14 protein-coding genes and 7 pseudogenes are annotated in these 18,580 nt (G+C 55.2%); 8 read left to right on the top strand and 13 right to left on the bottom strand.

What is annotated here, in order from left to right; all coding sequences use genetic code 11:
• Positions 1 to 6 precede the first annotated feature (6 nt).
• Genes M5G17_RS23830 through M5G17_RS23810 form a run of 5 tightly spaced genes read right to left on the bottom strand, consistent with a single transcriptional unit; the run spans position 7 to position 4,263 of the window.
• Positions 7 to 651, bottom strand: a complete 645-nt coding sequence (locus tag M5G17_RS23830) for a tetratricopeptide repeat protein (RefSeq protein WP_273895333.1) — start codon at positions 649 to 651, stop codon at positions 7 to 9.
• Positions 648 to 1,457: an SDR family oxidoreductase gene (locus M5G17_RS23825; protein ID WP_273895332.1), complete on the bottom strand. Its 810-nt coding sequence runs from the start codon at positions 1,455 to 1,457 to the stop codon at positions 648 to 650. Before M5G17_RS23825 ends, M5G17_RS23830 begins: the two co-directional genes overlap by 4 nt.
• On the bottom strand, positions 1,444 to 2,118 hold the full coding sequence (locus tag M5G17_RS23820; protein WP_273895331.1) for an iron-containing redox enzyme family protein: 675 nt from the start codon (positions 2,116 to 2,118) through the stop codon (positions 1,444 to 1,446). The genes M5G17_RS23825 and M5G17_RS23820 overlap by 14 nt, the downstream gene beginning before the upstream one ends.
• On the bottom strand, positions 2,115 to 3,596 hold the full coding sequence (locus M5G17_RS23815) for an AMP-binding protein (RefSeq protein WP_273895330.1): 1,482 nt from the start codon (positions 3,594 to 3,596) through the stop codon (positions 2,115 to 2,117). The genes M5G17_RS23820 and M5G17_RS23815 overlap by 4 nt, the downstream gene beginning before the upstream one ends.
• Complete coding sequence (locus M5G17_RS23810) at positions 3,586 to 4,263, bottom strand: thermostable hemolysin (protein ID WP_115086625.1); 678 nt, start codon at positions 4,261 to 4,263, stop codon at positions 3,586 to 3,588. The genes M5G17_RS23815 and M5G17_RS23810 overlap by 11 nt, the downstream gene beginning before the upstream one ends.
• Before the next feature lie 576 nt (positions 4,264 to 4,839).
• Here M5G17_RS23810 and M5G17_RS23805 point away from each other — a divergent pair.
• Together M5G17_RS23805 and M5G17_RS23800 are read left to right on the top strand one after the other, a co-directional pair.
• Entirely contained in the window at positions 4,840 to 5,175 is a 336-nt protein-coding gene (locus tag M5G17_RS23805; protein ID WP_273895329.1) for a hypothetical protein, read from the top strand.
• A gap of 116 nt (positions 5,176 to 5,291) precedes the next feature.
• Positions 5,292 to 6,320 (top strand): annotated as a pseudogene (locus M5G17_RS23800) (chromate transporter); the annotation flags it as partial.
• A gap of 40 nt (positions 6,321 to 6,360) precedes the next feature.
• Here the strand turns inward: M5G17_RS23800 and M5G17_RS23795 are convergent.
• The 3 genes and pseudogenes from M5G17_RS23795 to M5G17_RS23785 all read right to left on the bottom strand — a co-directional run.
• Complete coding sequence (locus M5G17_RS23795) at positions 6,361 to 6,492, bottom strand: YHYH domain-containing protein (RefSeq protein ID WP_273895328.1); 132 nt, start codon at positions 6,490 to 6,492, stop codon at positions 6,361 to 6,363.
• A gap of 174 nt (positions 6,493 to 6,666) precedes the next feature.
• Positions 6,667 to 6,862: pseudogene (locus M5G17_RS23790) on the bottom strand (YqaA family protein); the annotation flags it as partial.
• A 12-nt stretch (positions 6,863 to 6,874) separates the two neighbouring features.
• Positions 6,875 to 7,183: pseudogene (locus tag M5G17_RS23785) on the bottom strand (HoxN/HupN/NixA family nickel/cobalt transporter); the annotation flags it as partial.
• Here M5G17_RS23785 and M5G17_RS23780 point away from each other — a divergent pair.
• The 4 genes and pseudogenes from M5G17_RS23780 to M5G17_RS23770 all read left to right on the top strand — a co-directional run.
• Positions 7,179 to 7,324, top strand: a pseudogene (locus M5G17_RS23780) (tyrosine-type recombinase/integrase); the annotation flags it as partial. The pseudogenes M5G17_RS23785 and M5G17_RS23780 overlap by 5 nt on opposite strands.
• Before the next feature lie 796 nt (positions 7,325 to 8,120).
• Positions 8,121 to 8,396, top strand: coding sequence for a helix-turn-helix domain-containing protein (locus M5G17_RS23775; protein WP_273895327.1), 276 nt, complete (start codon positions 8,121 to 8,123; stop codon positions 8,394 to 8,396).
• A gap of 399 nt (positions 8,397 to 8,795) precedes the next feature.
• Positions 8,796 to 9,077, top strand: coding sequence for an antitoxin Xre/MbcA/ParS toxin-binding domain-containing protein (locus M5G17_RS27745; RefSeq protein WP_420793616.1), 282 nt, complete (start codon positions 8,796 to 8,798; stop codon positions 9,075 to 9,077).
• A gap of 798 nt (positions 9,078 to 9,875) precedes the next feature.
• Entirely contained in the window at positions 9,876 to 11,045 is a 1,170-nt protein-coding gene (locus tag M5G17_RS23770) for a Fic family protein (protein ID WP_273895325.1), read from the top strand.
• A 1,740-nt stretch (positions 11,046 to 12,785) separates the two neighbouring features.
• Here M5G17_RS23770 and M5G17_RS23765 read toward each other — a convergent pair.
• Positions 12,786 to 13,868, bottom strand: a pseudogene (locus M5G17_RS23765) (Fic family protein); the annotation flags it as partial.
• 2 nt (positions 13,869 to 13,870) lie between these two features.
• Positions 13,871 to 14,113: pseudogene (locus tag M5G17_RS23760) on the bottom strand (DNA-binding protein); the annotation flags it as partial.
• An 87-nt stretch (positions 14,114 to 14,200) separates the two neighbouring features.
• Between M5G17_RS23760 and M5G17_RS23755 the strand changes: the two are divergent.
• Complete coding sequence (locus tag M5G17_RS23755) at positions 14,201 to 15,313, top strand: site-specific integrase (protein WP_273895323.1); 1,113 nt, start codon at positions 14,201 to 14,203, stop codon at positions 15,311 to 15,313.
• A gap of 89 nt (positions 15,314 to 15,402) precedes the next feature.
• Here the strand turns inward: M5G17_RS23755 and M5G17_RS23750 are convergent.
• From M5G17_RS23750 to M5G17_RS23740, 3 genes and pseudogenes are all read right to left on the bottom strand, one after another.
• A pseudogene (locus M5G17_RS23750) lies at positions 15,403 to 15,651 on the bottom strand (hypothetical protein); the annotation flags it as partial.
• A 392-nt stretch (positions 15,652 to 16,043) separates the two neighbouring features.
• On the bottom strand, positions 16,044 to 16,235 hold the full coding sequence (locus M5G17_RS23745) for an MbcA/ParS/Xre antitoxin family protein (RefSeq protein WP_273895322.1): 192 nt from the start codon (positions 16,233 to 16,235) through the stop codon (positions 16,044 to 16,046).
• A gap of 243 nt (positions 16,236 to 16,478) precedes the next feature.
• Positions 16,479 to 17,639, bottom strand: a complete 1,161-nt coding sequence (locus M5G17_RS23740) for a DUF3800 domain-containing protein (protein WP_273895321.1) — start codon at positions 17,637 to 17,639, stop codon at positions 16,479 to 16,481.
• Positions 17,640 to 18,394: 755 nt separating this feature from the next.
• Here M5G17_RS23740 and M5G17_RS23735 point away from each other — a divergent pair.
• The gene (locus M5G17_RS23735; protein ID WP_273895320.1) at positions 18,395 to 18,556 is read left to right on the top strand and encodes a hypothetical protein; all 162 of its coding nucleotides are present in this window, start codon (positions 18,395 to 18,397) and stop codon (positions 18,554 to 18,556) included.
• Positions 18,557 to 18,580 lie beyond the last annotated feature (24 nt).

Raw genomic sequence — 18,580 nt, 5'->3', positions numbered from 1 at the left:
CTCCAGTCAGTCGAGTTTCTTGTTAACGTCTTCCAGTAGCGCGGCGATTTCTTTGCGCCGTCCAACGTCAGCACTTTCCCGGCCCTGCCGTGGAGGCGCTTGTAGTGCCTTTTGCAGGGCAACCTTGGCTTCAGCGTAGCGCTTCTGGCGGTAGAGGTGATCGCCCCAGAAATATAGGCTATCGATGCCGGCAGGATTGAGTTGCAACGCTTTCTGAAGCAGTTGCTCTGCCTTGTCAGCATCACCGAAACCGATCGGCCAGCCGGGTACTCTGTCGTAGAGTGCAGCAAGGCTGGTATAGGCCGAGCCTTGTAAGGCATCGGCGTCTAGAGTTAGGGCTTTTTCCAGATCGGTCTTGGCATCTTTGACCTTGCCTAGGGCACCCAGCCCGCCTTGAGCACCCGCCCAACTGCTGGTAACGATTCCTGACCAGATCCACGCTTCGGCTAACACTGGGCGATCTCGCGTGAACGACGATGTTTGTGCCGCCAATTGCGCGAACGCCGCTACGCGCTGTTGCTCTGGCAGTTCATATTGTATGTGCGCCCAGCTTTGCTGAATGCCATTAAGGCGTTGCTGATCCGCGTTGTCGAGCGCCCAGACGCCTTGGCTCAACATGCCGAGCAGCAGGCAGGCAACGGTCTTTTTCATGGTTTGAGGTGCTCATTTTCGTGGGTGTGACTAAGGCGCCGGATCAGCGGCAATTGCTTGCGCAGGCCACGATCCACCAAGTTGGGCAACAGGCTGTTCAACCGCACAAAAAATCGCTCCGGCCACCCCAGATAGAGATCGCGACGGTCACCAGCAATGGCGTGGATCACCGCCGCTGCCACCGCCTGTGGATCATCGACGCTTGCCTTGAGTGCATCGTTGAGCGCTTGGGCGGCAGAGCTGTTCATCGAGGTACGGGTGGCGCGTGGTGCGACATAGAGGACGCCGACCCGGGTGTCGGCAAGCTCCCGGCGCAGGGCTTCGGAAAAGCCGCGAAGTGCAAACTTGCTGGCACAGTAACTGGCATATCCAGGGTAGCCAATCGAGCCATAGGTTGAACCGACGTTGACCACCATGGCGCTGTCGGCCTGCTTGAGCAACGGTAGAAGCAGTTTGGTCAGGCAAATTGGGGCGCTGACGTTCACGCTCAACATCGTGTTGATTTCATTGTCATCCAGCTGTTCGAGCATGGCGAAGTGGTTGACGCCGGCAGCATTGATCAACATGTTGATGCCATCAATGGCTTCGGCGGCGGCCAGTACTTTGCGACGATCATTGAGGAGCGTGAGGTCGGCGGCTACCCAGAACAAGTTTTGCGGATAGCGCTCAAGCAACGGCATCAGGGATTCCTGATGTCGAGCTACCGCCAGCACCTGGGCGCCGGCGGCGCACAGAGCCCTGGCAATTTCCTGGCCGATCCCACCGCTGGCGCCAGTCAAAACTACCCGGGCATCATGCAGCTGCATGATGAATCTCCGCAGCCCGGGGCAAGCCACGAAACATATCGATGTACAGCCGATACACCACTTTTGACGCATGGATGACAGCCGCCTGGTCTGCGGGGTCTTCCAGCCTGTTCATCAGGCGGCGGTAGGTCTGCATATGCTCGATATCCAGTGAACCGTGGGAACTGAGATAGCTGAAGGCGCTTTCTGGAAGACCCAGATGCTGGCGGATGCTGCCCGCTGCATGGGTGGCCAGGGCAATGCTTGTGCCTTCCAGCACATTGACCATGCCGAACAGGCCTACCGGGTTGCCTCGGGCAATCAAGTCGTACAGAAAGCTGACCATAAGTTCAATCGGCATTGAGGGTTGGCCGTCGCGCACGGCGTCACGGTCGCCACCGCAGGCCGCTATATCGTTAAGCACCCACTGCTCATGGCCGTATTCTTCTTCGATGTACTCGCATACCGCTTTGCGTAGCCATTCGAGGTGGCTTGGCAGTCGCGCGCCGCAGGCCATCATCAGTGGCACAGTGTGGCGGACGTGGTAGTAGGCTTGCGCAAGAAATGCCCGATAGCTCTCAAGGCTGACCTTACCTTCAAGTGCGTCGAGGATTATCGGCAGGTTGAACAGTTCGTGGCGCTCTTGATGTGTAGCTTCTTGAAGCGTGTCGAAAAAACTCATGATGCAGACTCCTCAGATACGGCAGATTCGGTAAGTTGCGCGTGAAACGTCTCGACAATAGCGTCGCGGCGCGGTCGGCCATTGGCAGTCAGCAAGCCGTTGGCAGCCGTGAAGGGATAGGGCAGGCGCGTCCAGCTATGAACTTGGGCGTAGTCGGGCAATGCGTCATTTGCTTCCGCTACAGCCCCAGCAAGTTCTGCATCCGTACAATCGGTACGATGGGGCCACAACAGGGCGTGATTGCGTGGAAGCGATTCCCCGTACACAAAGGCTTGGGCAATGTGGCAGCGTTGGGTGAGTTCGGCCTCTACCCATTCCGGGTTGACGTTGCGTCCGAAACTAGTGACAAATTGATGCTTCTTGCGACCTTTGAGGTAAAGGAAGCCTTCCGGATCTAGCTCTCCGAGGTCGCCGCTGGGCCACCAATCCTCGGCGTAAGGTGCATCGCCCAGATAGCCGAGCAGTGCCGAGCCCTTGATCAGTACTTCACCATCGTCTGCCAGCTTCACCTGGATGTGAGGCAAGGGTCTACCAACGCTTCCCGGGCGCTGTGCACCGGGACGATTGAGGCACACCACCGAGGCGCACTCAGATAATCCGTAACCTTCGTAAACAGGCAGACCGACGCGCTCAGCTCGGAGCAACAAGTCCTCAGAGACGCGCGCTCCTCCTACAGCAGCAAAGCGCAATTTCTGTGGGTCGAAGGCTTTCTGCTCAGTGGCGCTGACCAACATCTGCAGCAACTGCGGCACCAAAATCAGACTCTCGGGTGCGCGCTTGGTAAGGTGCTCGAGTAGCCGGGGTAAGTTGACGCCGCTGGCGCCTTGAATGCCCAAAGCTTTCTGACTCGGTAAGCTCAAGGTTGCGCCATCGTACAGTGCGGCGTAGCAACCGAGGTTTTCCAGCAGGATTGCTAGTGGCAACAATGCCAAGTGATGCTGCGGGTCAGCAGGTTTACTGGCTTGATCCAGCTCTCTTGCTACTTGTAGTAGGTTTTCAGCACTGAGGCACACGCCTTTAGGGGTACCGGTGGTACCGGAGGTGAAGGTCAGTTTGGCCGTGCCTGGGGGCATCCGGTTCGGGCCGGCGAATGTACGGCGCCAGAACTCGCCGCTTTTTTCATAGCCCAAGGCAAGCAATTCAGCATCCAGCTCCGGTTCCGAAATCACCCTTGTCGCCTGACTTTGCTCCAGGCAATGGGCGCGCTGTGTAGGGCTAAAGAAGGGCGGCAAGGTTACGCAAGTCAAGCCCTCGAACAGCGCGGCAAGATCCCAGAGTATTGCTTCAACGCCGTTATCCAGTGCCAGGGCTATAACCTGAACGTGTTCGTCGCGTAGTCGTTGCTGGCGGTACGACACTTCGGCGTAAAGAGTGGCGTAATCGAGTCTCACCCGATCATCCCAAAGTGCAATCGCGTGTGGGTTGCGCTCCATATGGCTATGCAGGATCTTCTGGAAACGTTGTAACTCAAGCGACATGGCTAGTGCCCTCAATGGATGACGGCAGACCCAGCCGAGTGAACAGACCACTGTTGCGCAAATGGATGAATCCCGCGCGAATGTTACCGACGTGTACCCAGGGTTTGCTCTCGTAATAGCTGCCCCAACTGTAGCGATCGTCACCCAGTCGGCCCGGGTCGGCTGCACACAACGTCACCGGTTTCAGACCGAGGCGATGGAAGCTATTGACCAAGCCGATGTTGCCGGTAAATGCCACCCATTCCAGGCCGCCCATGGCCAGTAGCCAGGTGATGGCGATGATGCTCAGTCTTGCACTGCCGGTATCGCAGGCAGCCAGGTTACCGACCTCGACAATGCTGGCCCGACCCACCGGGTATCCGGCAGTAGCACTGATCAGCGGATCGATGGGCTCGTCCAGGTAACGTTCCAGGAACAGTGGTTCGTCATGTGCAAGGCGCACCCCGGCGACCGCACATAACTCGCCATAAGCTTTGCTCATGCCAAACAGCTGTGGCATGAAATGACGGATGTCGGCGCCGTGAGCCTTGCGAAAGCGTTGCTGAATAAACGCTTCGAATGCGGGTCGCAGGCTGTCGCCTGGAATGGCACCGGTCAATGTCAGCTGCGGCGTCTCGGCTTGGCCGAAGCGCAGGGGCAGGGGGGTGTTCCAGTCGAAATGGGGCATGGGCAGATCGCCTCCCTGTATAGATTGGGGAGGAGTATCCAGGGTATTTCTTAACGAAGTCTGAAGGTGAGGCCCACTGAAAGTTCGGTCGTTTTCTGTGTAGCGAATGCCTTCGGAGAACGGCTCAGGTAAACTGTGGCAATTGAGTGCTGCAGTCTCCGGTAGTGGAGCTTCTGCGGGGGGCAATCCATCGCTGAGAGCAACGACAGGTATGCGTTGGAGCTCCGGCAACACAGCGTTACTGGGTTCGAGTGACCGTTTCATGTCGCTTACAGACCTCAATTTCTGCAGCTGGTGGGCTAGCTCCAAGTGAATACGGTTGCCCAAGGCCCAGGGTCTTTCACATGCATATGGGCCAGCTCGAGCTCCTCTGTTTTGGAGCGTAGGAATGAAAAGCAAAAGGTCAGCAATTAAGTCTTGGAAGTGGTGTTTGAGATGCCGTCTATCGGAAGAGCCTGCTTTGTCATGCTTTTTATAGGGAATTAAGTAAAATGTTCGCCGCGCTTTTCTGATCTATTTTGGGTCGACGATTTGGAAGCCGCCCCATCTTACGGACGTTCAGCACAGGAGTTCACGGTGTCACCTCACCCCGCAAGGCCTTATACGAGTAGCGCAGGTCAAATCATCATCTCAAGCTCCGAACATTGCTCAATTGGTTGCTTCATCAATCAGTATGTCGAAAGCAGGGGCCTGCAATCCGATGCCGGATTTTCCAACGAAGTGACCGCAGCGCTTCGCGATTTTTTTTGCGCCGCTCCAGTAAAGATGTTTGAGTTGAATGCTTGGTTAGATAACCGCCTCGGCCTAAAGGCCTTACATCCAGACTACTTGTGCATCATCGACGAGTTTGGTGATTTCCCCGTCAGAATGAATCCTCCCAGCAGACTTCAAGAGCAGCGCTCTAAGCCCTGATGTAATCGCCGGGGCAGTTGTCCATATTATTGAACGTTCTTTAGGTATCAACAGGCCGGTTCGACAGCTGGGTTCTACGTTGTCACTCAATGCGGCTATGTGTAGAGACCGAACACATGGTTGACGGGTTGTTCTATGGCATCAAGCCTGCGGTAACCGCCATCGTGGTCCATGCGGCTCATCGGATTGGCTCAAGAGCACTCAAAAGCGGGTGGTTGTGGGCCATTGCCGCGGCATCGTTCGTCGCAATTTTCGCCTTGAATGCGCCTTTCCCTATCATTGTCCTGGTTGCGGCATCGCTGGGTTATCTGGGCGGCCGGCTTACCCCGGAGAAATTTCGGACCGGTGGTCATGGCGCTGCGAAGAAAACCTACGGCGCAGCCCTGATCGATGATGAAACCCCAACGCCTGTACACGCTCGATTTCGTTGGTCCCGCCTGGTGCTGCTGATTCTTATTGGGGCCCTTCTTTGGTTGTTACCCATGGGAATCCTGACGGCGCTGTATGGCTGGAACGGTACGCTCACTCAAATGAGTTGGTTCTTTACCAAGGCAACGCTACTGACATTTGGTGGTGCTTATGCGGTGCTGCCCTATGTCTATCAGGGCGCCGTGGGACACTACGGCTGGTTGACCCCAACCCAAATGATCGATGGCCTGGCTCTAGGCGAAACCACACCAGGTCCGTTGATCATGGTCGTGGCGTTCGTAGGCTTCGTTGGTGCTTACGTTCAGCAGGTTTTTGGCCCTGAGCAGGTGTTTCTAGCAGGTGCGGTAGCAGCGAGTTTGGTAACGTGGTTCACTTTCCTGCCTTCGTTCCTGTTCATTCTCGCAGGTGGCCCTTTGGTCGAGTCGACTCACAACGAACTGAAGCTCACCGCGCCGCTCATTGGCATCACAGCTGCCGTGGTGGGTGTGATCCTGAACCTAGCAATGTTTTTCGGGTACCACGTTTTGTGGCCCAATGGGTTTGGTGCAGGCCTGGACTGGCCATCACTAGTGATTGCGATAGCCGCTGCCATTGCGTTGTTTCAATTCAAGCGCGGCGTTATTCAGGTGCTGCTTAGCTGCGGTGTGGTCGGCTTGCTGGTGTACATAGTACGCAACGGGCACTGGGGAGCATTTTTTCAAATGTGGTACTGGTGACCACCATGGGGGAGGCCCAGCCGCTGCTGGGCTGTGCTGCTTAGTGGCAGTGGTAGCCGCCAGTTTTGTGGTTGGTGTGGCAACCCTTCGCATCGGTACCACCACTGTGCGCGAACGCAGCAACCGAAGCGAACGAAAGAACAGCGGCAATAACGAGAGAAACGACTTTCATCTGGCTAACTCCATGCGAATTTTTTATAGGTCGAATCTTCCACCATGCGCAGGATATGGCCAGTTGCCTTCACTCGACAAGAGCTTACGGGTCCGGTTGCAGAACAGCTGATGAACGGTATTTTTGTGCATCACAGACACAAGCGAAGTGCTTGCAACGCGACCAAGTACCCAGGAAAGAACCAATACCCGCACTGGCGAACAGGTTGACCAACGAGCCCAGAACGTTGCCGGTTGTGGCCACCAGTAGCAGACATTTATTGGAGGCCAGCATGCCGGCGAGCACTGCCTCTGATTGTATGGGGCAGCCTATTTCTGGCGGCACCGAGTGCCGCCAGAAATAGGCCGATGTAGCTGGTCAGTTCGAACACTGAACAGCTCCCTTAGGTGTTCAACCCGATCCAGCCATGAAAGCCCACGTAGAGGCCCACACCGATAATTAGGACGCTGGAGAGGTAAGGGTGCACGCCGTGCCACGGTACCCAGCCATGGGCAGCGATTGGACGCTTGTCTTGCACCGATTGCTGCTGCGCACCCTACTGCAACGAGGGTAAGTGCCAAGCCAATGTTCCACCTAGTGCGACCTCTTTAACCTGGAGGCAGAGCAGCAATACCGTGATAGCTGCCGGGCATGGAATAAGGCCGCCGGTTAGGCCAAACATGATGATCTGACCTGTTGTCACGTCCCGTGCAGCTCGCCGCCGCAATGATGATTTCCTATTTCCCTTCGTGCTCGTCGCTCGGCCCACATCGCAACACGGCAATACGCGCGCATTGTGAAAGCTTGGGTAGCGACCATCGGTCTCGACCCTACGCTGTATGGAACTCATACAGCCGCTTAATCGTCCGTGATTGTGTACGGACAGTACGGGTGTGAGATTCAGACAAATAGATCAAAAGTGGGCTCTACTAGGCACGCCTGATTTCAACCGAAGCCAGTGCATTGCCCCAAGGGTGGACTCGCCTCAAACATGAGGCACCCAACAACCTCTGGCAAATGGACTTTAACGGGGGCGCCCCTGCATTAATAGCGCGCGTACAGTTGCGGGGCCTCGCCAGATTTTGGAGGTATGACCGTATCGGGAACACGCGCTTTTAGGATTTTTGCAGAGTACAACACGTGCGAGCGCTTACGCATGCGTAAGTCTAGGTCTCCCAATTTATAAGTGGCCACCGTGGTCTCGTAGACCACCGCGCTTTTTGAGGATTCAATCCCGCGATGAATTACAACCTTGTGAAGCTCCTCCAAGCTCCAATGCGGACGTCCAGTGATTGATGGAGGACATAGCATTTGCACTGTTTCGATATCGACGCCAGTGGCTTGGGTGAGAAACAGGTTGAGCTCGTAAGCATTCTCAACGACAGCAGCACGTTCCCTCTGTCCTGAGGTAACCGACCGTAAGGTCACCCAGAAGCACAACCCCTCAATTTCACAGTAAGAGCCTGTATGAACAGTGCGGGTGTGAGATTCAGACAAATAGATCAAAACGGGCTCCACTGAGCACTTGATAACCCTTAGGCGACTCGTCGCAAGGGCTGGAAACCTCAAATTATCCCACAATGAACACTATAGGTTGTAGCCCTATTGTGTTCGTTAGCGCTTCATCATTCCTTTTGCGAGGAATGACGATGGAAATCCGTGAGGCCCTGGGTGAAGCGCTGCGGCGAATGCGAAATTTACACGGTCTGACCCAGGAGGATTTCGGCTTGGTGAGCAGTCGAACCTATGTGAGCGCGCTCGAACGAGGGATAAAGGCGCCAACCCTGCAAAAGATTGACGACCTGGCCGGCAGGATCGGTGTCCACCCACTGAGTCTCATCGTGACCGCTTATTTGATGCAAGACCCTGAAATCGGTATCGACGGACTCATCAGCCGGATGAGAGAGGAGGTCATCGAGCCTTGAGGTGTTGATTAGAGACTGACGCTGAATCCGGCAGGTCAAACGCGCAGAATGAGCCCTATAGTGTTCATTGAGTGCATTCTCGTTTACCATCGCATCGCTCTCTTGTGACAATCTTCGGGGAGCAGCGTAGACATGTGCAATAGATAACATGTCTAAGGTGGCTCCCCTTTCTACACCGAAATGCCTATGGGCACCGCCGCTGCTCCCCGTTTTCCATGCAGTTCACTTGGCAAGGTGTTGCGCGGGTTTCAGATGCAGGCTAGCTGGCAACAGCGATAGCTCACTGGGTGTCATTAATGTGGAGGTGCTTGTCCTCCCTGCTTTGGCCGGTCCGGCAGTGATCATGAGAGACTAAAACGCCCTGTCTCAGCGCCGTTTTGAGGCCAGTAGGAGTTGGAAATGACGGCGGGAGGGGGGAACACTACGATGCTTTTGCGACTTTCTGAAAGGACCCGCGTTGATTTCTGGAGTGTTCAATACGGGCATTTTCTAGCCAGGCGCGGAATAATTCTGAAACAGGCTATGAGTGTTTTTGGCCAATACAGTATCGCTCAGCGTTGGCTCATCGAACCAGCGTTGGGGCTTGGTCATGTTACGCCGTGCGTGCTGTTATCGACTCCAACGGGATTTGAGGCTGTACATGATTACTTGGTGCGCCTGCAGTACGGCGTGTATACGTAGAGGCGCGACCGGCGTTGGCTCGCGCAGAGAAAGCGGATTAAAGAAAATGTAACGGGGCAAGGCCCGACATTCTAGATTTTCGTCAGCCAATGGTTTGATTTCGGGATCACTGGAAATCATGAGCTTAACGCTCTCAATCACAAAAAATTGCTACGAATGCGCAAAGGCTACCCGTTTACTCGCCCCGCGTTTCAAGACTTGGGTTCACCATCAAGTGTTAACAGCGTCTTGAGCAACAACTTGGACTGTGAATCGATTCATGAGCGGTCAGCGATGGCACGGCGAACTGGGTGTCACTCGCCGCATCCAGGCGATTGCTGTCGCCAAGGCCAAAGGCGTTCTTACTTGAGCAAGCATAGAGATCCGCTTCCCGAAACGAACTGAAAGGCTATGGCAGTTCTCTGTTTTCCAGAAGAAGCCTGCCTTTGTGGCCAGCGCCAGGAAGGATCGCAAACAGTTCCCTCATTTTGAAATACACGCAGAAAAAGCAAAGTCGGAACGCAATTGACGATCTCACCGCAGAGGGGGGCTGAGATGTCCAGTAAAGGCCCACAGGTATTTTTCATCCGCACTTCGCGATAGCCTCAGCAGGTTCGCGCGGCCGGGTTAATGATCGGTACTTCGGTGAGGTAGGGACCTGCTGGTTTGAGAATACGATGCGGCCTCAGCCACCCTCAGAATTTCCGACAATTCGCATAGGCGGAAATTCGGCTGGAGGAGGAGGGGGACACCCTTCATCGCTGAAGACTGTTTTAAGCCTGAATTTATCAGGCAACCGATAAATTATAGAACCGGCAAATGGCACTCACTCCCTTCATTCCACAAGACAAAGCCCCAGCAGACCTACAGGATGCAGTGGACAGGCTTATCCAACAAGACATTGAGTTGCACGGGAAGATTCCTGCGCCGCTTCGCTTGCCAATGATGAACCTGTTGCGACAGGTAAACTCGTATTACAGCAACAAAATTGAGGGCAACGTCACGGATCCGGAAGACGTCCTGCGCTCCCAGGAGGACAACTTCGATGAGGACCTACAGGAGATCAGGCGTCACATAGAGGCTCAAAAGCGTCTTGCCGATGAGCCCATTCACAAGTTGGAAGTCTGTTCCCGTAACGCGATTGCCCGGATGCATCGCAAGATTTATACGGGCATGTCTGACCAGTACTTAGATCCCAAACTTAATGATGGCGGCGCTACAGCTCGACTGGTACCAGGCGAATTTCGGCAGAAGGACGTAATCGTGGGTAAGCACATTCCTCCAAGCGTCGAGGAAATGCGTTCCCACATGAACTGGTTCGAAAACGCCTACCGGCTTGACAGGATTCACGGGCTTTCCCGCCTCTTTGCGGCTGCAGGAGCGCATCACCGCCTGATGTGGATTCACCCATTCCTGGACGGCAATGGCCGGATCGGCCGGCTATTCACGGACCAGTATCTCAAAGCCGCCGGTATGGGTGGGTACGGGCTGTGGTCGATGAGTCGTGGCTTCGGTCGGGACGTCGAGGCGTACTATGCCGCACTGCGTGCTGCGGACCAGCCTAGGAAAGGCGATCTTGATGGCCGTTGCGAGCTGTCTGACTCGGGCCTGCTGGTCTTCACTCGATACTTCGTCGAAACTGCATTGGACCAAGTGCAATACTTCAGCTCGCTGCTCGAGCCTCAAATGCTCGGTGATCGTATCGATGTGTACTTCGAATTGCGAAAGCGCGGGGCATATACCAACCGCAAGGCTCAAATACTATCGCCACTACGGATCGAGGCACGCGATATCTACAAAACGTTGCTCTACCAGGGCGAGCAGCAGCGTGCTGACATCCAGGCCCGCCTAGGCGTCGGCGAGCGAATCACTTGGAGCATTCTTGCGCAGATGGCCGGCGAGGACTTGATCAACCTAGACGGATGTAAGCCTGTAACGCTGAACCTCTCACCAGACTCGATTGAGTTTCTATTCCCCCACCTTTGGTAATTCTGCAGATACCCTTGTGCACTTACATTGTAGTGCTAACGCTGATACTGACGAAGTTTGTCTGCGCTACCGTGTCGGAGCCGCCAACGGGGAGGGTGGCAATCGGTGCGCTGAATCTCCGAACTGGACCGTAGCTGCCTCAAGATTTCGTGTCAGCATTTGAGCATGTGAGCCTTAAAATGCACGGACAAGGGTGCGCGAATGGTTTTGGGTGAAAGCCATCTCTCTGTACTAAATACTCGCTGAGTTTCGGTCGGTGCAGCATCAAATGCATTATTCAGCACATAAACTGGATTTGGCTCGAGCCATGAGGCGGGCGCCGGCGATGTTTAGGGTCAGTGCTATCATGATATCGGTCGGAGTAGGCCAGGACATTGCAATAGCGACTGGAGTGAATATAACTCAACCAAATAGTCATTTAGTTGAGCTAACCTATTCTCCGTAGAGTTGTTAGGTGAAATTTGCTACACACCCTATTCTATAGGGCATAGACACCTTGCGAGGAATCAATAAAATGAATAAACCCGTTGAGAATTACAAACTAGACTTAGACGTACTATTGGTAGATAAGGAGAGTAATCGCCTGCCGAGTCCTGCACTCAAGGTAACTGTTGACGTATCAACGCGAACGGTGATCGACTGGAAAATTGAAACGTTGAAATACAAGCCTCTCGAGGAGCCTCTCTAGGCAGGTCAATCCGTATGGTATTAGGTGACCGTAAAAACGCCGATACCTTTCTGGTCGTACCGGTAGTCGTTACCTGCGTGGTTTCTAAAAAATCAGCCAGGGTTAATAATTTTTGCCGAATTTCAGTCTTTTCGGGAACGAGTACGTCAACCATCGGCAACGTGCTCGTTGTACACGGAGTAAAAGCACTGAAGGCCACGCAGAGTTTGGAACGTTGAACTGTATGCAGGACAGGTAGTCTGTGAAAATTGGAGGCTAATTGCTCGATTTGAACGATTGCTTTCCATTTATTCATAAGATCGTGTCACTACGTAATGGTTAACCTCATGATTTCAATAGATTCCTGCGATGAAATGGACCATTACTGCGATTAGCTAGACGCGACAGCTTCAAATCTGACCACCACCGGCCCCCAAGCTTCTATATTGTGCTTCGCATAATGTATATTATGTTAAATAGTGTGCCATGTCAGAGGTGTTCATTAGCCCTCCACCAATAGCACTACACGGAAGTAAATCTCCAAATTTCTGGCCTGTAAATATCCGAATCCGTAGAGCCTCCCCGGATTCGGATATTTACTTCCTGACGCATTGTGCCTTCGTACATCTCCCTGCGACTGAAAAAATCGAGACTTCCTCTTCGGAATTTGTCACGCGCCCGTTTTACTGGGGCGAGCTTGAAACAAAATCGCGTCAAGCTGCTCAATTTCGAAATTTCCTCGCCTATCGGTTGCATGTCTGACTCGGGAATTCAGTGACCTGTGTTAGCGCAAAAATCATCGACGTATCGATCCTGTGCGCAGACCTTTAGACTTTTCAGAAATGCAACCCAACCCCACCATACTCATCAACGGTTATTTGAAAAATTCAGAGAAACCGTGCATTCCCAAGTCTAGTGCCTGGCTCATCAAGGAGCGGTCCGAATTGCTTAAAGTTACGAGCTCGCTGGAATGTGACAATTGAGACCAGGCAGCCAAGGTACAGTGCCAGCATTTTTCGAGTCTGAGAGATCGCCACCCTCTTCCTTTGTGGGTACGACACGGTTCTGCAGAGTTACCAAAGATGGGGGAATAGAACCTCAATCGAGTCTGGTGAAAGGTTCAGCGATACAGGTTTACGATCGTCCAGATAGATCAGGCCCTCGCTGGCCATCTGCGCGAGAATGCTCTGAGTGGTTCGTTCGCCTACGCGTAGGCGGGCGTAGATGTCAGCACGTTGCTGGTCGCCTTGATAGAGCAACGTTTTGTAGATATCGCGTGACTCGATTCGTAGTGGTGATAACTTTTGGGCCTTGCGATTGGTGTATACCCCGCGCTGTCGCAATTCGAAGTACGCATCGATACGGACGCCGAGCAGTTGTGGCTCGAGCACCGAACTGAAGTACTGCACTTGGCCCAACGCAGTTTCGAGGAAGTATCGAGTGAAGACCAGCAGGCCCGAGTCAGACAGTTCACAACGGCCGTCAAGATCGCCTTTCCTGGGGTGGTCCGCAGCACGCAGTGCGGCATAGTACGCCTCGACGTCCCGACCGAAGCCACGACTCATCGACCACAGCCCGTACCCACCCATACCGGCTGCTTTGAGATACTGGTCCGTGAATAGCCGGCCGATCCGGCCATTGCCGTCCAGGAATGGGTGAATCCACATCAGGCGGTGATGCGCTCCTGCAGCCGCAAAGAAGCGGGAAAGCCCGTGAATCCTGTCAAGCCGGTACGCGTTTTCGAACCAGTTCATGTGGGAACGCATTTCCTCGACGCTTGGAGGAATGTGCTTACCCACGACTACGTCCTTCTGCCGAAATTCACCTGGTACCAGTCGAACTGTAGCGCCGCCATCATTAAGCTTGGGATCTAAGTACTGGTCAGACATGCTCGTATAAATCTCGCGATGCATCCGGGCAATCGCGTTACGGGAGCAGACTTCCACCTTGTGAATGGGGTCATCGGCAAGACGCTTTTGAGCCTCTATGTGACGCTTGATCTCCTGTAGGTCCTCGTCGAAGTTCTTCTCCTGGGAGCGCAGGACGTCTTCCGGATCCGTCGCGTTGCCCTCAATCTTGTTGCTATAGTACGAGTTTACCTGTCGCAGCAGATTCAACATTGGCAAGCGAAGCGGCGCAGGGATCTTCCCGTGCAACTCATCGCCTGCTGCCAAAGGGCGACAAAAGCCTGCGCCACTTCTGCCGGCAGCCCCGGTAGACGCGTTTCCCCGCGCAGGCGCCCGGCCAACTGCTCCCACCACTGATCGAGCAAGGCGCCGACCCGCGCCGGGCTGCCGCGGCCCAGCTCCAGACGCACCCGCTCGACCGTCGGCCGCTCGCCGCGGGCCAATACCGCGTCCGCCGCGGCGAACACGTCGTTTTCCGGTACACCTACCGCCATGGCCTGCCCTCCGCTATATTAGGTCTGATAATGCAATCTTATCCGACCTTATAAATTGAAAAATCAATAAATAATACGTTGAACGTAATGAATAATACACTTCCGCTCGACGGCCTGCCGAATACCCCGCTGGCGCTGCACAGCTTGGCCGACAGCACCCGCGCCGCCGCTGAGGCTTTCATCTCGGCAGGCACGGCAGCCAATACCGTGCGCAGCTACCAAAGCGCCCTCAGCTACTGGTCCGCCTGGCTTCGATTGCGCTATCACCGGTCGCTTGGCGACGGCGCGCTACCGCCTGATGTCGCGGTGCAATTCATCGTCGATCACCTGGCCCGTCCGGATGGCGATGGCAACTGGAGCCAGTTGCTGCCGCCGCAGCTGGATGCGGCCCTGGTCGCTGCCGGGGTCAAGGGCAAACTCGGCGCCCTGGCGTTCAACACGGTCAGCCACCGCCTGGCAGTGCTAGCTAAGTGGCACCGCCTCAACGCGTGGGACAATCCTTGCGAGGCCTCAGCGGTAAAGACCCTTTTGCGTGAAGCGCGCAAGGCCCAGGCCCGTCAAGGCGTGGCGCTGCGCAAGAAAACCGCGGTAGTGCTCGAGCCGCTGCAGGCGATGCTCGCCACCTGCAGTGATGGCGTGCGCGGCGTGCGCGATCGCGCCCTGCTCCTGCTGGCCTGGAGCGGTGGCAGTCGGCGCCGTTCGGAGGTGGTGGGTCTGCAGGTCGAGGATTTGCGTCGACTGGATGCGGACACCTGGCTGTACGCCCTCGGTGCCACCAAGACCGATACCGGCGGAGTGCGTCGAGAGAAACCGCTGCAAGGGCCGGCGGCGCAGGCACTGAGCGCCTGGCTGACTGCGGCACCCGCAAGCAGCGGGCCGCTGTTTCGTCGCCTGTTTAAAGGAGGGCGAGTCGGTAGCGCCGGGCTGTCCGGCGATCAGGTCGCGCGCATCGTTAAGCGCCGTGCGCAACTCGCCGGCCTGGAGGGCGACTGGGCAGCGCACAGTCTGCGTTCTGGCTTTATCACCGAGGCCGGGCGCCAAGGCGTGCCACTGGGTGAGGTGATGGCCATGACCGTACTGCCGCAAGATAGACCCCTGCTTTCGTGTCAGCACCCCTACGACGCTCCTGTTCGGCGTCGTACATCCGGCGCGCCTCTTCCAACGCTATTTCGCTCTGCAGATCCCAATTGCCGTTGTTGACGGATGCTTTCCACCCGGCGCGCATTTGGTCATTTGCCACAACCTGTTCAGGGGTAGGAGGAGCCAGGGTCGGCCAAAACAACTCTCTATCAAAGCGGGCCATTTCGGATCATCTCCAGCTCATCAACGATTGCCGCAGCAATTGGGTATCCGGTTTGATTTTCGATCCAGGCCCACTGACCGTTTGGATTGATTTCCAAAAACCACAGCTTTCCGTCTGTGTCGCACACCAGATCAATAGCGCCATATCGCAGGTTCAGACGGTGTACCAACTCTCGACATTGAGCAGCCACTTGATCGGGCAAGCTGATGGCCTCGTGGCGTAAGTCAGGGCGGCTAGGCGCGGGGATCTACTACAGCCATGGGGATTCGTTTGGCGGGGGCTCGTACAACGAGGCGTTAACGGTTGATACGGACGATCAATCTCTATACCTGAAGACATTCGGTATGTCGTTTCATACTCGGCAAGACCAGAAGCTTTCTCAAGAAGGTGGTGCCGAAACTCTTTGGAGCCTGTTGATCGCACCGCTCCAACGCAATCGTTGAATCACGTATTCGCCAGGCCACGGTGCACTGTTCTCGTTTACCCCGCCGACATCACACCCTTTATCTATTCTGAGAGGCCAAGTTGAATAGCGTCACAGGGCAAGGTTACGCCGCAGAAGGATTCGGCGTCACCCTCGCCCACTCGGCCGAGGATTTCTTGGCCCGAGCCGTAGCCCGTTATTTATCAGCTGGCATACCCATGATCGATCTGCGTCAGCACTTCAATAACCCGATCTAAGCTTTCCTGATCTTTCACAAACTCCAGCGGTGTCATGCCATCGAAGAGGTTCCTGGGCGTCGACAGCCACACAGCTGCTCGGGCTTTGTCGCCGAACACCGTTTCAGCTTTTTGCCAAACAAGATCGAAATTTTGCACAACCCCTCCGCACCAGCGAATTCGCCATCACCGTGTGAGCCTGGCCAGACGTCAATCATGGTGAGGTTGCGCTCAGGAGATCCATGATCTCTGGGCTGGTCAGCCTCATACCTGAGCGTTTATTTCATTAGAGTATCAAGCCACCTTCCCTGAAGCGACCTCGGCAGACTGCGATAATGCCGGTGCCGCCCAAAATGATGGAGGTGGAATGACGCGCAAACGTCGTCCAGGTCAGGTCGTCGTTCACAGCGGCTCCAACGACTGGAGCAGCTTTCTGATTTCCGAGTACTGATCCGCGCCCAAGATGTCATAGTCTCCGATGCTGCTGAGGCGGTAGACATCCCGGGCTTTCTTGATTCGTTCAAGCAGCGGCAGAATCTGGCTTGAGGCCAGTTCCAGGAAATCGTTTATGTCAGCCCGTGTTCGGGGGATCTTGTAGCCCTTGGCAGCACTGGCAATGATGACTTCAGCGTCCCGCAGCTTCGCAATCCCACTGGATCTGATCTTCTGATCCGAAAGACCATGGAACCCCCTGTCCGCGAGGTGCTTGGCTATGTCACCCGTGGAGACATACTCATCGGCGACGAAATCGCTCCTGAAGCGTAGGTAGTCCAGGATGCATACCTGAAGACGCTCATCCTCATCCAGGTGCTGTCCGACCTTGGATAGGAATTTATCGGCTTGCTTAAGGGCCTGTTGATGGACGCGGTGATCGGCCAGCGCTGATTCGTCCATAGGAGGCGGAATCAACGACTGGTAGCGCGGTGGCCATTCCAAAATCCCCAGCGTCCGGCTACGCAGGATGTTCCTGTAAGCCTCGACAACTTCGGCGCTAGCCTTACCTTCGTAGATGTGCGCGACACTGCCTGCGAAGAAGTCCGCTACCTGGATCAGAACGTCGTCTTTACTGCTCTTGGTCTGAAACGCGGTGTCACCGAAGAGATCTCCCGAATAGCGTTCCGATACGTAGTCCCTCAGGCTGGCCTGAAACTCGGGGCCGCCATGCTCGTCCACGGTCATGTGCAGGTCGGGACAGTGATCAAAGAGCCGCGAATACAGAAGGTTGTTCACGTGCTTGATGAAAGACTGCTTGAACTGAAGCCCCCCGTCCTGGTAGACCCGACGCTTGTCTACCACTGTGAAAAAGAGTTTGAGCGGTAGCTCTGCGAGATCAACGAGAATCCGCCGGCGCCGATCCGCGTCCTTGGCTCTGAGTTTGCTGGACTTGATCTCCCCTGACTGGAAATGCCTCGCCCTGGCTAGGCCAGCAAGCTCGTAAGCTTTCGGCAAATCCGTTTCAGTGACGATGACGGAGCAGATCACAAAGAAGTCGGAGCTACCCGACTTCGAGGTATCGAGATCGTGATTACCCGACTCGTCTACAAATGCGAATGTCCTTCCCACGCACTCACTCCCACAGCCTGAGCGTATGGCGACGCCATAGCCGATTGTTGATTCTGGGCCAGCATCTGAAGGCGGCGCCCTCAACCCTGTCCTCTTTTATGAGATAGCTTTATGCCACATCATCGGGGATGGCGCGAGAACTGCTGGACTGCAGTCCCAGCCATTTTCCGCTCAGAACCCTACTCGGAGCCGGTCACCGCTGTCCGCCTGGCTTGAGACTTCACTGGGTGTCATTTGCTACAGAAACACCTGGTGCCACCGCTACCCCCCCCCGTGCGGATTGACAGGTTCGTTTACATAGAGCCGCAGCCTTGCGATTTTCTTCCAGTCACTGCTCGGATGACGAAGTATCCAGGCTAGCCAGCCCCTGCCCAACACAGATTGAGGTTAGGGGCTTCGAAGCCAACTGCTCAACCATCCAGTCTTGCGCAGAGTCGAGTTGGCTCATCATGGTCTCGTACTCTTGGTCAGTGAGGGCGTTGGCGACGGCGTCTTGCTTCATGGCAGCTCCGAAGAATGATATAGGGAGTGGCTACATTCGATCGTCAGATCATCGACGGTGGGTGGTGGGTGGTGGGTGGTGGGTGGTCAATGATTCTCTGATGATCGCGTACAGCGAATCTCAATGCATCAGCCAGGGCTGAGCCCGCACAAGCTTTTCTAGTTCGTCGCCCAACGGTACCCTCACAGCAACCGCATCGTGTCCCAAAGCGAAACTCGACACAATCGCCCCACTCCCCCAAACGGACATGCCCATGCACATCCAGCTCGATCTTAATCAAAACGATTTAGAGGCCTTGCTTCGCCACTGCAAAGCGTATGAGCCTGATAGCGATGATGCTCGTGAAAACCAGCGCTTGTCGGATGCACTGCAGGCTTTAGAGGAAGCGCTGCAGGAAGCCAACACCTCCCGTTGAAACAGTGTAGTGGTCAACTCATTC

Origin of the sequence: Pseudomonas rubra (genome assembly GCF_028656935.1) — a bacterium.
Taxonomy (GTDB): domain Bacteria; phylum Pseudomonadota; class Gammaproteobacteria; order Pseudomonadales; family Pseudomonadaceae; genus Aquipseudomonas; species Aquipseudomonas rubra.
The sequence above is the reverse complement of the archived record's forward strand: the minus strand, read 5'-3'. Positions and strand labels throughout refer to the sequence as shown.

What these genes read in the sequence shown, in the direction of transcription:
- M5G17_RS23830 (WP_273895333.1), bottom strand. Translation starts at nt 651, where the DNA reads ATGAAAAAGACCGTTGCCTGCCTGCTGCTCGGCATGTTGAGCCAAGGC.
- M5G17_RS23825 (WP_273895332.1), bottom strand. Translation starts at nt 1,457, where the DNA reads ATGCAGCTGCATGATGCCCGGGTAGTTTTGACTGGCGCCAGCGGTGGG.
- M5G17_RS23820 (WP_273895331.1), bottom strand. Translation starts at nt 2,118, where the DNA reads ATGAGTTTTTTCGACACGCTTCAAGAAGCTACACATCAAGAGCGCCAC.
- M5G17_RS23815 (WP_273895330.1), bottom strand. Translation starts at nt 3,596, where the DNA reads ATGTCGCTTGAGTTACAACGTTTCCAGAAGATCCTGCATAGCCATATG.
- M5G17_RS23810 (WP_115086625.1), bottom strand. Translation starts at nt 4,263, where the DNA reads ATGCCCCATTTCGACTGGAACACCCCCCTGCCCCTGCGCTTCGGCCAA.
- M5G17_RS23795 (WP_273895328.1), bottom strand. Translation starts at nt 6,492, where the DNA reads ATGAAAGTCGTTTCTCTCGTTATTGCCGCTGTTCTTTCGTTCGCTTCG.
- M5G17_RS23775 (WP_273895327.1), top strand. Translation starts at nt 8,121, where the DNA reads ATGGAAATCCGTGAGGCCCTGGGTGAAGCGCTGCGGCGAATGCGAAAT.
- M5G17_RS27745 (WP_420793616.1), top strand. Translation starts at nt 8,796, where the DNA reads ATGACGGCGGGAGGGGGGAACACTACGATGCTTTTGCGACTTTCTGAA.
- M5G17_RS23770 (WP_273895325.1), top strand. Translation starts at nt 9,876, where the DNA reads ATGGCACTCACTCCCTTCATTCCACAAGACAAAGCCCCAGCAGACCTA.
- M5G17_RS23755 (WP_273895323.1), top strand. Translation starts at nt 14,201, where the DNA reads ATGAATAATACACTTCCGCTCGACGGCCTGCCGAATACCCCGCTGGCG.
- M5G17_RS23735 (WP_273895320.1), top strand. Translation starts at nt 18,395, where the DNA reads ATGCACATCCAGCTCGATCTTAATCAAAACGATTTAGAGGCCTTGCTT.